The 16,700-nt window shown below is 70.3% G+C and carries 13 protein-coding genes; 8 read left to right on the forward strand and 5 right to left on the reverse strand.

What is annotated here, in order from left to right:
• Positions 1-271 precede the first annotated feature (271 nt).
• The 6 genes from ACQF4J_RS33375 to ACQF4J_RS33400 all read left to right on the forward strand — a co-directional run bounded on the left by ACQF4J_RS33375 (position 272) and on the right by ACQF4J_RS33400 (position 6,317).
• Positions 272-1,747, forward strand: coding sequence for a TraR/DksA family transcriptional regulator (locus ACQF4J_RS33375; RefSeq protein WP_427167518.1), 1,476 nt, complete (start codon positions 272-274; stop codon positions 1,745-1,747).
• A 61-nt stretch (positions 1,748-1,808) separates the two neighbouring features.
• Positions 1,809-2,384 (forward strand): signal peptidase II, encoded by a 576-nt coding sequence (gene lspA, locus ACQF4J_RS33380; RefSeq protein WP_351562144.1) that lies wholly within the window; start codon positions 1,809-1,811, stop codon positions 2,382-2,384.
• Between the two features lie 58 nt (positions 2,385-2,442).
• Positions 2,443-3,387 carry an RluA family pseudouridine synthase gene (locus ACQF4J_RS33385; RefSeq protein WP_351562142.1) on the forward strand — a complete coding sequence of 315 codons (945 nt, stop codon included), beginning with the start codon at positions 2,443-2,445 and terminating at the stop codon, positions 3,385-3,387.
• The gene (locus ACQF4J_RS33390) at positions 3,384-3,857 is read left to right on the forward strand and encodes a GNAT family N-acetyltransferase (RefSeq protein ID WP_427167520.1); all 474 of its coding nucleotides are present in this window, start codon (positions 3,384-3,386) and stop codon (positions 3,855-3,857) included. The genes ACQF4J_RS33385 and ACQF4J_RS33390 overlap by 4 nt, the downstream gene beginning before the upstream one ends.
• A gap of 84 nt (positions 3,858-3,941) precedes the next feature.
• Positions 3,942-5,528 (forward strand): Na+/H+ antiporter, encoded by a 1,587-nt coding sequence (locus ACQF4J_RS33395; protein WP_351562137.1) that lies wholly within the window; start codon positions 3,942-3,944, stop codon positions 5,526-5,528.
• Between the two features lie 48 nt (positions 5,529-5,576).
• The gene (locus ACQF4J_RS33400) at positions 5,577-6,317 is read left to right on the forward strand and encodes an SDR family NAD(P)-dependent oxidoreductase (protein WP_351562135.1); all 741 of its coding nucleotides are present in this window, start codon (positions 5,577-5,579) and stop codon (positions 6,315-6,317) included.
• Between the two features lie 26 nt (positions 6,318-6,343).
• Here ACQF4J_RS33400 and ACQF4J_RS33405 read toward each other — a convergent pair whose 3' ends face one another.
• Entirely contained in the window at positions 6,344-7,453 is a 1,110-nt protein-coding gene (locus ACQF4J_RS33405; RefSeq protein ID WP_351562133.1) for a mechanosensitive ion channel family protein, read from the reverse strand.
• A 107-nt stretch (positions 7,454-7,560) separates the two neighbouring features.
• Here ACQF4J_RS33405 and ACQF4J_RS33410 point away from each other — a divergent pair, with 107 nt between their 5' ends.
• Complete coding sequence (locus tag ACQF4J_RS33410; RefSeq protein ID WP_351562131.1) at positions 7,561-8,130, forward strand: dienelactone hydrolase family protein; 570 nt, start codon at positions 7,561-7,563, stop codon at positions 8,128-8,130.
• Here the strand turns inward: ACQF4J_RS33410 and ACQF4J_RS33415 are convergent, their stop codons facing one another.
• The 4 genes from ACQF4J_RS33415 to ACQF4J_RS33430 all read right to left on the reverse strand — a co-directional run bounded on the left by ACQF4J_RS33415 (position 8,131) and on the right by ACQF4J_RS33430 (position 12,890).
• A complete protein-coding gene (locus ACQF4J_RS33415) occupies positions 8,131-9,792 on the reverse strand; it encodes an alkaline phosphatase D family protein (RefSeq protein WP_427167522.1) in 1,662 nt (553 codons plus the stop codon). It lies immediately after the preceding gene.
• A 79-nt stretch (positions 9,793-9,871) separates the two neighbouring features.
• Entirely contained in the window at positions 9,872-10,714 is an 843-nt protein-coding gene (locus ACQF4J_RS33420) for a thioredoxin domain-containing protein (protein ID WP_351562125.1), read from the reverse strand.
• A gap of 90 nt (positions 10,715-10,804) precedes the next feature.
• On the reverse strand, positions 10,805-11,497 hold the full coding sequence (locus ACQF4J_RS33425) for a hypothetical protein (RefSeq protein ID WP_351798702.1): 693 nt from the start codon (positions 11,495-11,497) through the stop codon (positions 10,805-10,807).
• Positions 11,498-11,564: 67 nt separating this feature from the next.
• Entirely contained in the window at positions 11,565-12,890 is a 1,326-nt protein-coding gene (locus ACQF4J_RS33430) for a DUF2252 domain-containing protein (RefSeq protein ID WP_351562122.1), read from the reverse strand.
• 205 nt (positions 12,891-13,095) lie between these two features.
• Between ACQF4J_RS33430 and dnaE the strand changes: the two genes are divergently transcribed.
• Complete coding sequence (gene dnaE, locus ACQF4J_RS33435) at positions 13,096-16,635, forward strand: DNA polymerase III subunit alpha (RefSeq protein WP_351562121.1); 3,540 nt, start codon at positions 13,096-13,098, stop codon at positions 16,633-16,635.
• Positions 16,636-16,700: the final 65 nt, after the last annotated feature.

The raw sequence follows: 16,700 nt of genomic DNA on the forward strand, positions 1-16,700 counted from the left end.
ACAGCGGCCGACCGGTTTTCGGTGCTCCCGTGGCCGGGGTGCCGGGGGAGCGGAGATGCCCCGAATGGAGCGGTACGCGTGTTCGGATTCTGGGACGCACGGTCCGGCGGATTATGCCGCGAGGAGGTGGGCACAACGGATGCAGGCTCGCGGAGCGGCGTGCGCGAGCCGGGCGAATCGGGCGTGTGCCCCGTTGCCGCGGGACTCAAGTCGATTTATCGTCCCAGCACGATTCGCGTGCAAGATCACAATATGTGAAGGGGCCGCGGCCATGGTGGCGAAGAAGACCGCCGTACAGCAGTCGGCGTCCGGCAGGTCCACACAGGCCTCGGGCGGTGCGGCCAAGGATGTGAGCGGGAAGAAGAGCGCGCGGGGAGGGGCCGGCGGGCGTGCGGGCGGGACGGCGAAGGCGGAGCAGAGCGCGGAGCCGGTGAAGCGGGTGCGGGGAGCCGCGGCGGCGGCGAAGGGCACCGGGGCCGCGAAGACCGCGGCGTCCAGGGCGGCGCCGAGGAAGAGGGCGGCCGAGGCGGGGGGTGCCGAGAGGTCCGCGAGCACCGAGCCGACAGCTGCCGGGACGACCGGGACGACCGGGACGTCGAGCAAGCGGGCTGCGGGGAAGGCTGCGGGGGCCGGGAAGACGGCGGCCGGTGGGGCGACGGGGGCCGGGAAGACGGCGGCCGGTGGGGCGATGGGGGGCGGGAAGACGGCGGTCGGTGGGGCGGCTGCGGGTGAGGCTGCCGCGGGTAGGACGGCAGGGGCTGCGAAAGCGGCGGTCGGCAAGGCGGCAGGTGCTGCGAAGGCGGCGGCCGGTACGGCGGGGGCGGTCAAGAAGGCCGTCGTGAAGAAGACGGCGGCCAAGGAAGCCGCGGCCAAGGAAGCCGCGGCCAAGGAACCCGCGACCAAGAAGGCGGTGGCCAAGAAGGCGGTGGCCAAGAAGCCGGTGGCCAAGAAGGCGGCGGCGAAGAAAGCTGTGGCCGAGGAGGCGGCCGGGAAGGGGGCCGCCGAGAAGGGCACCGCCAAGAAAGCCGCCACGGGGAAGGGGGCCGCCGGCAAGACGGTGGGTGCGAAGGGTGCCGCCAAGGAGGCGGTGGCTGAGAAGGGCGTCGTCAAGGAGGCGGCGGGTGGGAAAGGTGCCGTCAAGAAGGCGGTGCGTGGGGGAGGGGGCGCCGGGAAGGCGGCGGCCTCTGTGAGTGCGGGCGAGAAGAACGAGAGCACGGCCAAGAAGGCGGGCGCGGCGCAGGCCGCGGAGCAGACGGGAGCCACGACAGTGGTTGCGAAGAAGACTCCTGGCACGGCCACGGCGGCGAAGACCCCCCTACCCAAGGCGCGCCTCGCCGCGGCGGTGGAGCCCGGCGAGCTGGCGGTGCGCCCCGGAGAGGACCCCTGGACGACGGAGGAGGTCGAGGAGGCGCGCGCCGAGCTGCTGTCCGAGCAGCAGCGGCTGGCCGACGAGATCTCGTCCTCCGAGGCCGCCCTGCAGGGCCTGATGCGGGACTCCGGGGACGGCGCGGGCGACGATCAGGCGGACACCGGCACCAAGAACATCACGCGCGAGCACGAGATGGCGCTCGCCGCCAACGCGCGCGAGATGCTCACCCAGACCGAGCACGCGCTGCAGCGGCTGGACGCGGGCACGTACGGTCTGTGCGAGAACTGCGGCAACCCGATCGGGAAGGCCCGTATGCAGGCCTTCCCGCGGGCCACCCTGTGCGTGGAGTGCAAGCAGAAGCAGGAACGCCGGTACTGAGGGCGTACGCGCGCGTGCCGTACCCTCGTCCTCAGTCAGGTACCTAGGTTGAGGGACTCACGTGGCAGAGGCGGAGCGCATCATCGGTACGCCGGATACCCCAGAGGCGGCGGGGTCCGAATCGCGGCAGGACACGGTCGCGCGCCCCGAGGGCAAGCGCAGGATCGCCGTGCTGTTCGCGGTCGCCGCCTTCGCGTACCTCCTCGACCTCGGCAGCAAGCTGCTCGTGGTCGCCAAGCTGGAGCATCACGCCCCGATCGAGGTCGTCGGGGACTGGCTGAAGCTGGAGGCGATCCGCAACGCGGGCGCGGCCTTCGGCTTCGGGGAGGCCTTCACCGTGATCTTCACGGTGATCGCGGCGGCGGTGATCGTGGTGATCGTCCGGCTCGCCCGCAAGCTCTACAGCCTGCCCTGGGCGATCGCGCTCGGCCTGCTGCTGGGCGGTGCGCTCGGCAACCTCACCGACCGGATCTTCCGCTCACCGGGCGTCTTCGAGGGCGCGGTCGTCGACTTCATCGCGCCCAAGGGCTTCGCCGTCTTCAACCTGGCCGACTCGGCGATCGTCTGCGGCGGTGTGCTGATCGTGCTTCTGTCGTTCAGGGGGCTCGACCCGGACGGCACCGTCCACAAGGACTGAGCCCCGGTTTTCCACAGGCCCGGTCGGGGCGGCCGGCGGTGTCCGGCATACTCGACGGGTGAGCACGATTCCCGAGATCCGTACCCTGCCCGTGCCCGACGGCCTGGAGGGCGAGCGCGTCGACGCCGCCATCTCCCGCATGTTCGGCTTCTCCCGGACCAAGGCGGCCGAGCTCGCCGCCGCGGGGAAGGTCATGGTCGACGGATCGGTGGTCGGGAAGTCGGAGCGGGTGCACGGCGGCGCCTGGCTCGAGGTCGAGATGCCGCAGGCGCCCGCGCCCGTGCAGGTCGTCGCGGAGCCCGTCGAGGGCATGGAGATCGTGCACGACGACGATGACGTGGTGGTGATCGTCAAGCCGGTGGGCGTGGCCGCGCACCCGTCGCCGGGCTGGACCGGACCGACGGTCATCGGGGGCCTCGCCGCGGCCGGCTACCGCATCTCCACCTCCGGCGCCGCCGAGCGCCAGGGCATCGTGCACCGCCTCGACGTCGGCACCTCCGGCCTGATGGTCGTCGCCAAGTCCGAGTACGCGTACACCTCGCTCAAGCGTCAGTTCAAGGAGCGCACGGTCGACAAGCGCTACCACACGCTCGTACAGGGCCACCCGGACCCGACCAGCGGCACCATCGACGCGCCCATCGGCCGCCACCCCCAGCACGACTACAAGTGGGCGGTCACGGCCGACGGCAAGCCCTCCGTCACGCACTACGACCTCATCGAGGCGTTCCGCGCCGCCTCCCTGCTCGACGTGAAGCTGGAGACCGGCCGCACCCACCAGATCCGCGTCCACATGGCCGCCCACCGGCACCCCTGCGTCGGTGACCTCACCTACGGCGCCGACCCGACCCTGGCGAAGCGGCTGCACCTGACCCGGCAGTGGCTGCACGCCGTCCGGCTCGGCTTCGAGCACCCCGGCGACGGACAGTGGGTGGAGTTCGCCAGCGACTACCCGGCCGACCTGCAGAAGGCGCTGGACCTGGTCCGCGAGGAGACCTACGGATGAGCGGCACCCCGGCGTACCGGGTGCGTGTCGCCGAGGACCCCGCCGACCTGGAGGCCTGCTTCGCCGTACGCAAGGAGGTCTTCGTCGGCGAGCAGGGCGTGCCCGAGGACATCGAGTACGACGAGTACGACGCCGTGGCCGTGCATGTGCTGGCCGTGCGGGAGGACGGGTTCACGCTCGGCACCGGGCGGCTGCTGCACGGGGAGGCGGCCGCGGCCAAGGTCGGCGGCGACCTGTCCGCGGGGTCGCTCGGGCGGCTGGCGGTCGCCCGGGAGGCGCGCGGGCTGGGCATCGGCGTCGCCCTCGTGCGGGCCATCGAGGACGCGGCACGCGCGCGGGGACTGACGGCCGTGGACCTGCACGCGCAGACCCACGCCCTGGGGTTCTACGAGCGGCTGGGGTACGAGGCGTACGGGCCGGAGTACCAGGAGGCGGGCATCCCGCACCGGGCGATGCGGCGCGCTCTGTAGCAGGGAGCCGAAAAGCCTGGTGGGTCGGCGTCGTGGCAGGCTGGAGGTCTGCCCGTCGGACGTCGATCTTCCGGAGCGCTGACCGTGGATCAGTTGGCCCTGCTGTTCGTGCTGTTGCTCGGGGCCGTGCTGAGCGTGCCGGTGGGGGACCGGTTCGGGCTGCCCGCGCCGGTCCTGATGACCCTGCTCGGCATGGTCCTCGCCGTCGCCGACTTCGTCCCGGACGTCAATGTCCCGCCGGACCTCATCCTGCCCCTGCTGCTGCCTCCGCTGCTGTACGCGGCGGTACGGCGGACCTCGTGGCGGCAGTTCGCGGCGAACCGCCGGCCGATCTTCCTGCTGGCGGTGGCACTGGTCTTCATCACCACCGTCTGCGTGGCCGTGGTGGCGAACGCCGTCGTGCCGGGGCTGCCCGTCGCCGCCGCCGTGGCCCTCGGCGCCCTGGTCGCGCCGCCCGATCCGGTGGCCGCCACGGCGGTCGCGGGCCAGCTCGGGCTGCCGCGCCGGCTGGTGTCCATCCTGGAGGGCGAGGGCCTGTTCAACGACGTGACGGCGATCGTGCTGTACCACGTGGCGGTGGCCGCGGCCGTCAGCGGGGAGTTCCACGCGGGACGGGCGATGCTCGACCTCGTCCTGTCCGCCGTGGTCGCGGTCGCGGTGGGCGTCGCCCTGGGCTGGGGCGCCAACAGGCTCCTCGACCTGCTCGGCGACGCGACCCTCCAGGTCAGCCTGACGCTGCTCGTGCCGTACGCCTCGTACGTCCTGGCCGAGGAGATGCACGGCTCCGGTGTGCTCGCCGTGCTCACCACCGCGCTGTTCCTCGCCGAGTACGCCACCGACCCCGACGACGTGATGACCCGGCTCGCCGGGCACACCTTCTGGGACATCGTCGACACCCTCGTCACGGGCGTCGCCTTCGGGCTGATCGGCCTGGAGCTGCACAACGCCATCCGCACGGCGTCCGGGCGGTGGGGCGAGCTGCTGGCCTGGTCGGCCGCGATCCTGGGCGTGGTCGTCCTCGTACGCCTGGTGTACCTGCTGCCGGCGACATGGCTCACCCGGCGGCTGCACGCCAAGCGCGACCACGACGAGGACATTCCGACGAGCTGGCGGGAGACCGTCGTCATGTGGTGGTCCGGCATGCGGGGCGTTGCCTCGGTCGCCCTGGCCCTGGCGATCCCGCTGAAGACGGACGACGGTTCGGCCTTCCCTGACCGGGACGAGATCATCTTCATCGCCTTCGGCGTGATCATGGGGACGCTGGTGCTGCAGGGGCTGACCCTGCCGTGGCTGGTCAAGAAGCTCGACGTGCAGGCCGACACCGAGCGCGAGAAGAAGTTCGAGCGGGAACTCGCCGTGCGTGCGGCCAAGGCGGCCAAGCACAGGCTGCGGGAGATCGAGGAGGTCGAGGAACTGCCGGAGGACCTGTCCGAGCAGATGCTGCGGCGGGCCTTCGAGATCGGGGTGCGGATCAGCCCGGATCTGGGCGAGGAGGAGCGGCGCGAGGCGCACGAGATGCGGGTGCGCAGGCTCAAGCGGATGCGGCGGATCCAGGCAGAGCTGCTGAGCGCGGCGCGGCACGAGGTGCTGGCGGCGCGGAACGAACCGGGGGCCGATCCGGAGGTCGTGGACCGGGTGCTGCGCCATCTCGACGTACGCAGCCTGCGATGACGGCAATGCGCTTGCGGGACGGGGGCGTTCGGTGCCTAGGGTCGGATCATGTCTCGCAACGTGGTGATCAGCGGTGGTGGTACGGGGATCGGGCTCGCGGCGGCCCGGTTGTTCGCGGCGGACGGGGACCGGGTGCTGTTGCTCGGGCGGCGCGCCGAGGTGCTGAAGAGGGCCGACGTGCCCGGCGCCTCGACGTACGCCGCCGACCTCGGTGACCCGGCCGCCGTGCGCGGTGTCGCGGACTTCGTGGCACGGGAGTTCGGGACGGTGGACGTCCTGGTCCACGGCGCCGGGGGCAGTGGGCAGTTGGAGCCGCCGGCCGAGAGCGGCGATCCGCTCGACCGGGTCGCCCACGACTGGACCGTCAACTTCCGCATCAACACCCTGACCGCAGCGCTCCTGACCGAGGCCCTCAAGGACCGGCTCGCCTCTCCCGGTGGGCGGGTGCTGTTCGTCAGCTCCATCGCCGCCTACCGGGGGTCGGGCAGCGGGGCGTACGGGGGCGCCAAGGCGGCGCTGCACCCGTACGCCCACGATCTGGCGCGTGAGTTGGGGCCGCGCGGGGTCACCGCGAACGTGGTCGCCCCCGGGTACATCGAGGACACCGAGTTCTTCGGGCCGCGGATCGACCCGGCCCGACGCGAGCGGCTCGTCGCCGACACCTCGAACAAGCGCGCCGGCACCCCCGGTGACGTGGCCGCGACCCTGCACTGGCTGGCGTCACCGGGAGCCGGACATGTGACCTCACAGGTCATCCAGGTCAACGGGGGTGCCGAGCGCGGGCACTGACCGGCCGGGCCGAGCCGTGCGGGGCCTCAGCCGCGTCCCGTTCGCGGTGTCTCGTGGGCATAGTGGCGGCGGCCGGCGCCGTCCTGGGACGGCAGCAGACCCGGCGGCAGCACCGCCTCCGCCGTGTTGACGCGGGGCAGGGCGTGCGGGTGGCGCTCGTTCAGCCAGCGGATCATCTGCTCGCGGACCGTGACCCGCACCGTCCAGATGTCGTCCGCGTCCTTGGCCGTCACCAGGGCGCGGACCTGGATGGTGTTCGGCGTCGAGTCGGTGACCGCGAGGCCGTAGTCACGGCCGTCCCAGGCGGGGCACTGCCGCAGGATGTCGCGGAGCTTGTCGCGCATCTCCTCGACCGGCGCCGAGTGGTCCAGGTGCCAGTAGACGATGCCGGTCATCTGCGGGGTGCCGCGCGACCAGTTCTCGAACGGCTTCGAGGTGAAGTACGACACCGGCATGGTGATCCGCCGCTCGTCCCAGGTCCGCACGGTCAGGAAGGTCAGCGTGATCTCCTCGACGGTGCCCCACTCGCCGTCCACCACGACCGTGTCGCCCAGGCGCACCATGTCGCCGAAGGCGATCTGCAGCCCGGCGAACATGTTGCTCAGCGTCGACTGGGCGGCGACACCGGCGACGATGCCGAGGATGCCGGCCGAGGCCAGCAGCGAGGCACCGGCCGCACGCATCGCGGGGAACGTCAGCAGCATCGCGGCCACGGCCACCACGCCGACGACCGCCGAGACCACCCGCATGATCAGAGACACCTGGGTGCGCACCCGGCGGACCCGGGCGGCGTCGTGGTGGGCGCGGGCGTAACGGGTGTAGGACGTCTCGACGATCGCCGCCGCGATCCGGATCACCAGCCAGGCCGCCGCCCCGATCAGCACCAGGGTCAGCAGCTGCCCGACGGCCACCCGGTGTTCCCTCGTCAGCCGGGCCTGGTCGTAGGAGCCTCTGAGCAGGGCGGCGCACAGCACGAGCTGGTAGGGGAACCGGCCGCGCCGCAGCAGTCCCCACAGTTGTGTCTCGCTGTCTCGTTCGTCGGCCTTGCGCAGCAGCAGGTCGGTGGCCCAGCCGATGAGCAGCGTGAGCACGACCGACCCGCCGATCACGATCAGAGGGCGGAGTACGTTCTCCATGCCTGCGAACCTAACCGGCGTCGCGGGGTCATGAACATGTGACTTCCGACGGGAAACGGGTACGGGCGCCGGACGGCGCCGTCGGTCCCGGCTGGCACCATGGCCTCATGAACATCATGCTCTTTCACTCGACCTACGGCCTGCGGCCCGCGGTGCGCGAGGCCGCGGACCGGCTGCGCGGCGCCGGACACGAGGTGTGGACCCCTGACCTCTTCGACGGGCGCACGTTCGAGACGGTCGAGGAGGGCATGGCCTTCAAGGACGAGATCGGCAAGGACGAACTGCTCAAGCGGGCCGTGCTGGCGGCCGCGCCCTACTCGGAGCGGGGCCTGGTGTACGCAGGATTCTCGCTCGGTGCCTCGATCGCGCAGACCCTCGCGCTCGGCGACGGCAAGGCCCGCGGGCTGCTGCTCCTGCACGGCACGTCGGACATCGCGCCGAACGCCTCGGTGGACGAGCTGCCCGTCCAGCTGCACGTGGCCGAGCCGGACCCGTTCGAGACGGACGACTGGCTGAGCGCCTGGTATCTGCAGATGGGCAGGACGGGCGCGGACGTGGAGATCTACCGGTACGCGGGCGCCGGGCACCTCTACACCGACCCCGGGCTGCCGGACTGGGACGAGGAGGCCGCCGAGGCCACCTGGCGGGTGGCACTCGGCTTCCTCGAAACGCTCTGATCAGACCGGGTCGTACGTCCGCTCGACCTTCTGCGTGCCCGACCGCGTGCGGTACGAACGCACCCAGGTCGAGGTCGCGTTCTTGTCCGTGCGGTCGGACAGGACGTAGTAGTCCATCTGCGCGCGGTCGGCGGTGATGTCCAGGACGCCGTAGCCGTGGCGGTCGGTGTCGACCCAGTGGACGTGCCGGTTGGCGGCCCTGATGACCGGCGCGGCGACCGCGGAGACGGTGCCCTCGGGGACCTTCACGATGTCGTCGAGGTTGTCGGAGGTCACCGAGGTGACCACGAACTCCGTGGCGGCCGAGGCCGACAGCGGGTAGGTGCCGGCGTCCACCGGCACGTCGTTGGCCCACGCCATGTGGATGTCGCCGGTGAGGAACACGGTGTTGCGGATGGCGTTGGACCGCAGATGGGCGAGGAGTTCGCGGCGGTCGTCGGTGTAGCCGTCCCACTGGTCGGTGTTGACGGCGAGACCCTCCTGGGGCAGGCCGAGCAGCTTGGCGAGCGGCTTGAGCAGGTCCGCGGAGAGCGAGCCGACGACGAACGGCGCGATCATCACCGAGTTGCCGACCAGCCGCCAGGTGGTGTCGGAGGCCTTCAACCCCGCCTTGAGCCAGTCGAGTTGGGCGCGACCCGTGATCGTACGGTCCGGGTCGTCCACCGAACCGGAGCCGGAGGTCGCCTGCTGGGAGCGGAAGGAGCGCAGGTCCAGCAGCGCCAGGTCGGCCAGCTTGCCGAAGCGCAGCCGGCGGTAGGTCGTGCCCGCGATCGCCGGGCGCACCGGCATCCACTCGAAGTAGGCCTGCTTGGCGGCCGCCTTGCGGTCGGTCCAGGCGCCCTCGGCACCCTCGGTGTGGTTGACCGCGCCGCCGGACCAGGCGTTGTCGGCGAACTCGTGGTCGTCCCAGATCGCCACGACCGGCGCCTTCAGGTGCAGGGCCTGCAGGTCCGGGTCGGTCTTGTACTTGCCGTGCCGGGTGCGGTAGTCGGCGAGCGTGATGATCTCGTTCGTGGGCGCGTGCGGGCGGACGACCTCGCCGCGGGCCGCGTACTCGCCGGACTTGTACTCGTAGATGTAATCGCCGAGGTGCAGCCAGGCGTCCAGGTCGCCGCGGGCCGCGAGGTGGCGGTACGAGGCGAACCAGCCGCCCTCCCAGTTGGCGCAGGAGACCACGCCGAAGCGCAGGGAGGCCACGGCCGCGTCCGCCGCCGGCGCGGTGCGGGTGCGCGCCACCGGGGAGTCCGTGCCGCCGGCCGAGAAGCGGAAGAAGTAGTCGGTGGCCGGCTGCAGGCCCCGTATGTCCGCCTTCACGGTGTGGTCGGAGGCGGCGGTCGCCGTGATGGAGCCCTTGGCGACGATGTTCGTCAGCGCCCGGTCCGTGGCGACGACCCAGCCGACCTCGGTGTCCGGGCCGAGGCCGGAGCCGGGCGTCGCCTCGGCGGTGGGCGTGACGCGGGTCCACAGCAGGACGCCGTCGGGCAGCGGGTCGCCGGAGGCGACGCCGTGCAGGAACTGCGGGGTCTCCGCGGCCGCCCGAGCGGGCAGGGCCGCGGCGAGAGGCCCGGCCAGGACAGCGGTCGCCGCCGCGGCCTTGACGACCGTACGGCGGCGCGGGGAAAGCGGGTTGGGGCTCTCGTCGGTTCTGTATCGACTGGTCACGAGCGATCAGGTTACTGATCGGTAGACGCCCGAGCGGGCGAACTCGCGAAAGTTCGCCCGCTCTTCTCCCGGAGGTCGGTCAGGCCTTGAGAGCCGCGCCGACCACCTGGTTGAACTGCGCAACCGTCATCGGCGGGTTGCCCTGGCTGTCGACCGTGAGCATCTTGCCGTTCATGACGAAGCTCGGGGTGCCCGTCACGCCGTCCTTGTTGGTGTCCCAGGTCTTGGACATGGCGAGCGCCCAGGCGTCGTACTTGCCGCTCTTGACGTCGTTCTGGAACGTCTTGTTGTCCTTCAGGGCCGGGACGGTCTGGGCGACCTTGATGAGGTAGTCGTCGCTCTTGAACTTGTCGGCGGACTCGTCCGGGTGCCACTTCTTGGAGTACAGCGCCGTCTTGTACTCGAGGAAGGCCTCGTCGCTGACGTTCAGCGCGGCGCCCATGGCGCTCATGGCGTTCTTGGAGCCCTCGCCGCGCGAGCCGATCTTGCCCTTGCCCAGGGAGTCGCCGTCGAGGAAGGTGCCACCGATGTACTGGATCTTGAACTTGCCGTCGTCGATGTCCTTCTTGACCGTGGAGCCGACGGTCTGCTCGAAGGTGGCGCAGATCGGGCAGCGCGGGTCCTCGTAGACCTTGAGGGTCTTCTTGGCGCTCGCCTTGCCGATGACGACGGTCGTGCCGTTCGTGCCGGTGGTGTTGGCCGGTGCGACGACCTTGTCGCTCTTCACGGCCTCCCAGTGGCCGGGCTTGTTGGCCTGGACGACGGCGTAACCTATGCCGCCGGCCGCCGCGAGGACCGCGACGACCGAGGCGGCGACGATGATCTGGCGCTTGGCCTTGGCCCGCTTGGCCTGGCGCTCGCGCTCCTGACGCAGCCGCTCCCGGGCCGCCGTCTTCGCCGCCGCGCTGTTCCGCTTGCTCATATCGATGATCTCCGTGTGGGACGCGCACATGCCGTACGCGTGATACGTGGGTGGGGAGGTGTCGTACTCAGTGCTCTTCGGAGCCGTGGATCAGGCGAGAGCGGTCGAGCACGGTGGTCCCCGTCGTCCCAGGGAGTGCACGAGAAGCCGGTCGCGGACGACGGCCGTACGGGTCCGGGGGCGCCGTACGCGCGCGACCACCGTCGTCGGCCGGACGGTCACCGCGGCGACCGCCAGCAGCAGCGGCCGGAACGTCGTCGCGGTCACGGCCCGTACCAGCTCGGCCAGGGCCCGCTCGCCGCGGCCCAGCCAGGCGGCGGCCAGCAGCCCGACGCAGACGTGCGCGCCGAGCAGCAGCCAGGCCGTCCCCGGGGCGGCGTGCGCGAGCAGGGCCGTGAGGCGGTCGGTGCCCGTGCCGGTGACGCGGGTCAGCGGGGTGCCGATCTGGGTGTTGCTGCCGCACAGCAGATCCCAGCCGACGGAGCGCAGGGGCCCGGCGACCGGGCCGCCCGCCCGGCCGTAGCAGACGTGCTGGCCGGTGGTGAAGACCGTGTCGGCCGCCAGCTCCAGCGGGATCAGCAGGGCGGCGATCGGCCCGAAGCCGCGCTCGCGGCCGGCCAGGGCGTAGGAGACGGCGAACACGGCGACGGCGACGGCGGCCACCGTGTTCAGCGGCAGCGGGACCCGGGACAGCAGGACGTGCGACGCGGTGCCGAGTGTCACGACCAGTGTCGTGAACACCGCCGCGCGCAGCGCCCTGAGCCGGATCCCGGATATGTCCATGGTGTGGAGAGTCTGTCACGTGGTCCTGTAAGGGACCCCTAAAAGCGGGCTGTGAGATTACGGACCGTTAGAGACCCGGAATCCTGCCGTTGCGGAACAGGTCCACGAAGATCTGGTGGTCCGCACGCGCGCGTGCGCCGTAGTCGTGCGCGAAGCCGACCAGGAGGTCCGCGAAGCCCGCCTCGTCGGCGGCGATCGCCGCGTCGATGGCCCGTTCCGTGGAGAACGGCACCAGGGACTCGCCGGAGGTGTCGTCGGCCGCCGCGTGCATCGTCGCGGTGGCCCGGCCGAGGTCGGCGACGACGGCCGCGATCTCCTCCGGGTCGTCGATGTCGCCCCAGTCCAGGTCGACCGCGTACGGCGACACCTCGGCGACCAGCTGCCCCGCGCCGTCGAGCTCGGTCCAGCCCAGCCACGGGTCGGCGTGCGCCTGCAGGGCGCGCTGCGAGATCACCGTGCGGTGGCCCTCGTGCTGGAAGTAGTCCCGGATCGCCGGGTCGGTGATGTGCCGGGAGACGGCCGGGGTCTGCGCCTGCTTGATGTAGATCACCACGTCGTTCTCCAGGGCGTCGCTGTGCCCTTCGAGAAGGATGTTGTACGACGGCAGACCGGCCGAACCGATGCCGATGCCGCGGCGCCCGACCACGTCCTTGACGCGGTAGGAGTCCGGGCGGGCCAGCGAGGAGTCCGGCAGCGTCTCCAGGTAGCCGTCGAAGGCCGCGAGGACCTTGTAGCGGGTGGCCGCGTCCAGCTCGATGGAACCGCCGCCCGGGGCGAAGCGGCGCTCGAAGTCGCGGATCTCCGTCATGGAGTCCAGCAGCTCGAAGCGGGTCAGCGAGCGGGCGGCGCGCAGGGCGCCCAGCAGCGGGCCCTCGGCGGTGTCCAGCGTGAAGGGCGGCACCTCGTCGCTCTTGGCGCCGGTCGCCAGCGCGTGGACCCGCTCGCGGTACGCGCCCGCGTACACCCGCACCAGCTCGGTGATCTGGTCGTCGCTGAGGGCCTTCGCGTACCCGATCAGCGCGACGGAGGCGGAGAAGCGCTTCAGGTCCCAGGTGAAGGGTCCGACGTAGGCCTCGTCGAAGTCGTTGACGTTGAAGACCAGGCGGCCGTTGGAGTCCATGTACGTGCCGAAGTTCTCCGCGTGCAGGTCGCCGTGGATCCACACGCGCGAGGTGCGCTCGTCGAGGTACGGGCCGCCCCGCTTCTCGGCGTCCAGGTCGTGGTAGAAGAGGCACGCCGTGCCCCGGTAGAACGCGAACGCGGACGCCGCCATCTTGCGGAACTTCACGCGGAACGCGGCCGGGTCGGCGGCCAGGAGCTCGCCGAAGGCGGTGTCGAAGACGGCGAGGATCTCGTCGCCGCGCTGCTCGTCGTTGAGCTGGGGTACCGACATCGCGAGGTGCCTCCTGGTGCATGGATGTGTACGACAGCGTTTCTGTCGTCTCCAACGGTCGAGGGTGCGCGGAAGTGCCCGCGGCCCTCGCTGTGAAGGTACGCGGGGGAGCCCCTCGAGTGTCAGTGCCGAGGCATAGACTTCGACGCTGACCCCAGAACTGTCCGAGCGCCCGTCACCGACTGTTTTCCATGGAGGCCACACCGTGTCAAAGCCGCCGTTCACGCACCTGCACGTCCACACCCAGTACTCGCTGCTGGACGGTGCCGCGCGGCTCAAGGACATGTTCAACGCGTGCAACGAGATGGGCATGACGCACATCGCCATGTCCGACCACGGCAACCTCCACGGGGCGTACGACTTCTTCCACTCCGCGAAGAAGGCAGGGGTCACCCCGATCATCGGCATCGAGGCCTATGTCGCCCCGGAGTCCCGGCGCAACAAGCGCAAGATCCAGTGGGGCCAGCCGCACCAGAAGCGGGACGACGTGTCCGGTTCCGGTGGTTACACCCACAAGACGATGTGGGCGGTGAACTCGACGGGTCTGCACAACCTCTTCCGCCTCTCCTCGGACGCCTACGCCGAGGGCTGGCTGCAGAAGTGGCCCCGGATGGACAAGGAGACCATCTCCCAGTGGTCCGAGGGGATCGTCGCCTCCACCGGCTGCCCCTCCGGCGAGGTGCAGACCCGGCTCCGCCTGGGCCAGGAGGAGGAGGCCCTCAAGGCGGCCGCCGACTACCAGGACATCTTCGGCAAGGACCGCTACTTCCTGGAGCTAATGGACCACGGCATCGACATCGAGCACCGGGTCCGGGAAGGCCTTCTCGAGATCGGCAAGAAGCTCGGCATCCCCCCGCTGGTCACCAACGACTCGCACTACACGTACGCGCACGAGGCGACCGCCCACGACGCCCTGCTGTGCATCCAGACCGGCAAGAACCTCTCCGACCCCGACCGCTTCAAGTTCGACGGCACCGGCTACTACCTGAAGTCCACGGACGAGATGTACGCCATCGACTCCTCGGACGCCTGGCAGGAGGGCTGCCGCAACACCCTCCTGATCGCCGAGATGGTCGACACCGCCGGCATGTTCGAGGCCAAGAACCTCATGCCGAAGTTCGACATCCCCGACGGCTACACCGAGGTCACGTGGTTCAAGGAGGAGGTGCGCCGCGGCATGGAGCGCCGCTTCCCCGGCGGCATCCCCGAGGACCGCCAGAAGCAGGCCGACTACGAGATGGACGTCATCATCTCGATGGGCTTCCCCGGCTACTTCCTCGTCGTCGCCGACTTCATCATGTGGGCCAAGAACAACGGCATCGCGGTCGGCCCCGGCCGAGGCTCCGCGGCCGGTTCGATCGTCGCGTACGCCATGGGCATCACCGACCTCGACCCGATCCCGCACGGCCTGATCTTCGAGCGCTTCCTCAACCCCGAGCGCATCTCCATGCCCGACGTCGACATCGACTTCGACGAGCGTCGGCGCGTCGAGGTCATCAGGTACGTGACCGAGAAGTACGGCGCCGACAAGGTCGCCATGATCGGCACCTACGGCAAGATCAAGGCCAAGAACGCGATCAAGGACTCCGCGCGCGTGCTGGGCTACCCCTACGCGATGGGCGACCGCATCACCAAGGCCATGCCCGCCGACGTCCTCGGCAAGGGCATCGACCTCAACGGCATCACCGACTCCTCGCACCCCCGCTACTCGGAGGCGGGCGAGGTCCGGGCGATGTACGAGAACGAGCCCGACGTGAAGAAGGTCATCGACACCGCCAAGGGCGTCGAGGGCCTGGTCCGGCAGATGGGCGTGCACGCCGCCGGCGTGATCATGTCCAGCGAGACCATCACCGAGCACGTCCCGGTCTGGGTGAGGCACACCGACGGCGTGACCATCACGCAGTGGGACTACCCGAGTTGCGAGTCGCTCGGCCTGCTGAAGATGGACTTCCTCGGCCTGCGCAACCTGACGATCATGGACGACGCCGTCAAGATGGTGAAGTCCAACAAGGGCATCGACCTCGAGCTGCTGAGCCTCCCGCTGGACGACCCCAAGACCTTCGAACTGCTCCAACGCGGCGAGACCCTGGGCGTCTTCCAGTTCGACGGCGGTCCCATGCGCTCGCTGCTGCGCCTGATGAAGCCCGACAACTTCGAGGACATCTCCGCCGTCTCCGCGCTCTACCGTCCCGGCCCGATGGGCATGGACTCGCACACCAACTACGCCCTGCGCAAGAACAAGCTCCAGGAGATCACCCCGATCCACCCCGAGCTGGAGGCGCCGCTCAAGGAGGTCCTGGACGTCACCTACGGCCTGATCGTCTACCAGGAGCAGGTGCAGAAGGCCGCCCAGATCATCGCCGGCTACTCGCTCGGCGAGGCCGACATCCTCCGCCGCGTGATGGGCAAGAAGAAGCCCGACGAGCTGGCGAAGAACTTCACCATCTTCCAGGCCGGCGCCCAGAAGAACGGCTACAGCGACGAGGCGATCCAGGCCCTGTGGGACGTGCTGGTGCCGTTCGCCGGCTACGCCTTCAACAAGGCGCACTCGGCCGCGTACGGCCTGGTCTCGTACTGGACCGCCTACCTGAAGGCCAACCACCCCGCCGAGTACATGGCCGCCCTGCTGACGTCCGTCAAGGACGACAAGGACAAGTCGGCGGTCTACCTCAACGAGTGCCGCCGCATGGGCATCAGGGTGCTCCCGCCGAACGTCAACGAGTCGGTGCACAACTTCGCCGCGCAGGGCGACGAGGTGATCCTCTTCGGCCTGGAGGCCGTGCGCAACGTCGGAACGAACGTCGTCGAGTCGATCATCAAGGCCCGCAAGGCCAAGGGGAAGTACGCCTCCTTCCCCGACTACCTCGACAAGGTCGACGCCACCGCCTGCAACAAGCGCACCACGGAGTCGCTGATCAAGGCCGGCGCCTTCGACACCCTCGGACACACCCGCAAGGGGCTCACCGCCCAGTACGAGCCGATGATCGACAACGTGGTCGCGGTCAAGCGCAAGGAGGCCGAGGGCCAGTTCGACCTCTTCGGCGGGATGGGCGAGGAGGAGACCGACGAGCCCGGCTTCGGGCTCGACGTGCAGTTCACCGACGAGGAGTGGGACAAGACCTATCTGCTCGCCCAGGAGCGCGAGATGCTCGGTCTGTACGTCTCCGACCACCCGCTCTTCGGTCTGGAGCACGTGCTGTCCGACAAGGCCGACGCGGGCATCGCCCAGCTCACCGGCGGCGAGCACGCGGACGGCGCGGTCGTCACCATCGGCGGCATCATCTCCGGCCTGCAGCGCAAGATGACCAAGCAGGGCAACGCCTGGGCGATCGCTACCGTCGAGGACCTCGCCGGCTCCATCGAGTGTATGTTCTTCCCCGCGACCTACCAGCTGGTGTCGACCCAACTCGTCGAGGACGCCGTGGTGTTCGTCAAGGGCCGCCTCGACAAGCGTGAGGACGTGCCCCGGCTGGTGGCGATGGAGCTGCAGGTCCCCGACCTGTCCAACGCGGGCACCAACGCGCCCGTGATCCTCACCATCCCGGCCACCCGGGTCACCCCGCCGATGATCAGCCGCCTCGGCGAGATCCTCACCCACCACAAGGGCGAGAGCGAGGTCCGCATCAAGCTCCAGGGCCCGACGAAGACGACCGTGCTGCGGCTGGACCGGCACCGGGTGAAGCCCGATCCGGCGCTCTTCGGCGATCTGAAGGTGCTGCTCGGCCCGTCCTGCCTGGCCGGCTGAGCACGCTACGCACGCGCGAGGGGCGCACTCTTCACGGAGTGCGCCCCTCGACATGTGCCTGGGTC

This window comes from Streptomyces sp. C1-1, assembly GCF_050214755.1.
Classification (GTDB): domain Bacteria; phylum Actinomycetota; class Actinomycetes; order Streptomycetales; family Streptomycetaceae; genus Streptomyces.

What these genes read in the sequence shown, in the direction of transcription:
- ACQF4J_RS33390 (WP_427167520.1), top strand. Translation starts at nt 3,384, where the DNA reads ATGAGCGGCACCCCGGCGTACCGGGTGCGTGTCGCCGAGGACCCCGCC.
- ACQF4J_RS33420 (WP_351562125.1), bottom strand. Translation starts at nt 10,714, where the DNA reads ATGAGCAAGCGGAACAGCGCGGCGGCGAAGACGGCGGCCCGGGAGCGG.
- ACQF4J_RS33410 (WP_351562131.1), top strand. Translation starts at nt 7,561, where the DNA reads ATGAACATCATGCTCTTTCACTCGACCTACGGCCTGCGGCCCGCGGTG.
- ACQF4J_RS33375 (WP_427167518.1), top strand. Translation starts at nt 272, where the DNA reads ATGGTGGCGAAGAAGACCGCCGTACAGCAGTCGGCGTCCGGCAGGTCC.
- ACQF4J_RS33405 (WP_351562133.1), bottom strand. Translation starts at nt 7,453, where the DNA reads ATGGAGAACGTACTCCGCCCTCTGATCGTGATCGGCGGGTCGGTCGTG.
- ACQF4J_RS33425 (WP_351798702.1), bottom strand. Translation starts at nt 11,497, where the DNA reads ATGGACATATCCGGGATCCGGCTCAGGGCGCTGCGCGCGGCGGTGTTC.
- ACQF4J_RS33430 (WP_351562122.1), bottom strand. Translation starts at nt 12,890, where the DNA reads ATGTCGGTACCCCAGCTCAACGACGAGCAGCGCGGCGACGAGATCCTC.
- ACQF4J_RS33400 (WP_351562135.1), top strand. Translation starts at nt 5,577, where the DNA reads ATGTCTCGCAACGTGGTGATCAGCGGTGGTGGTACGGGGATCGGGCTC.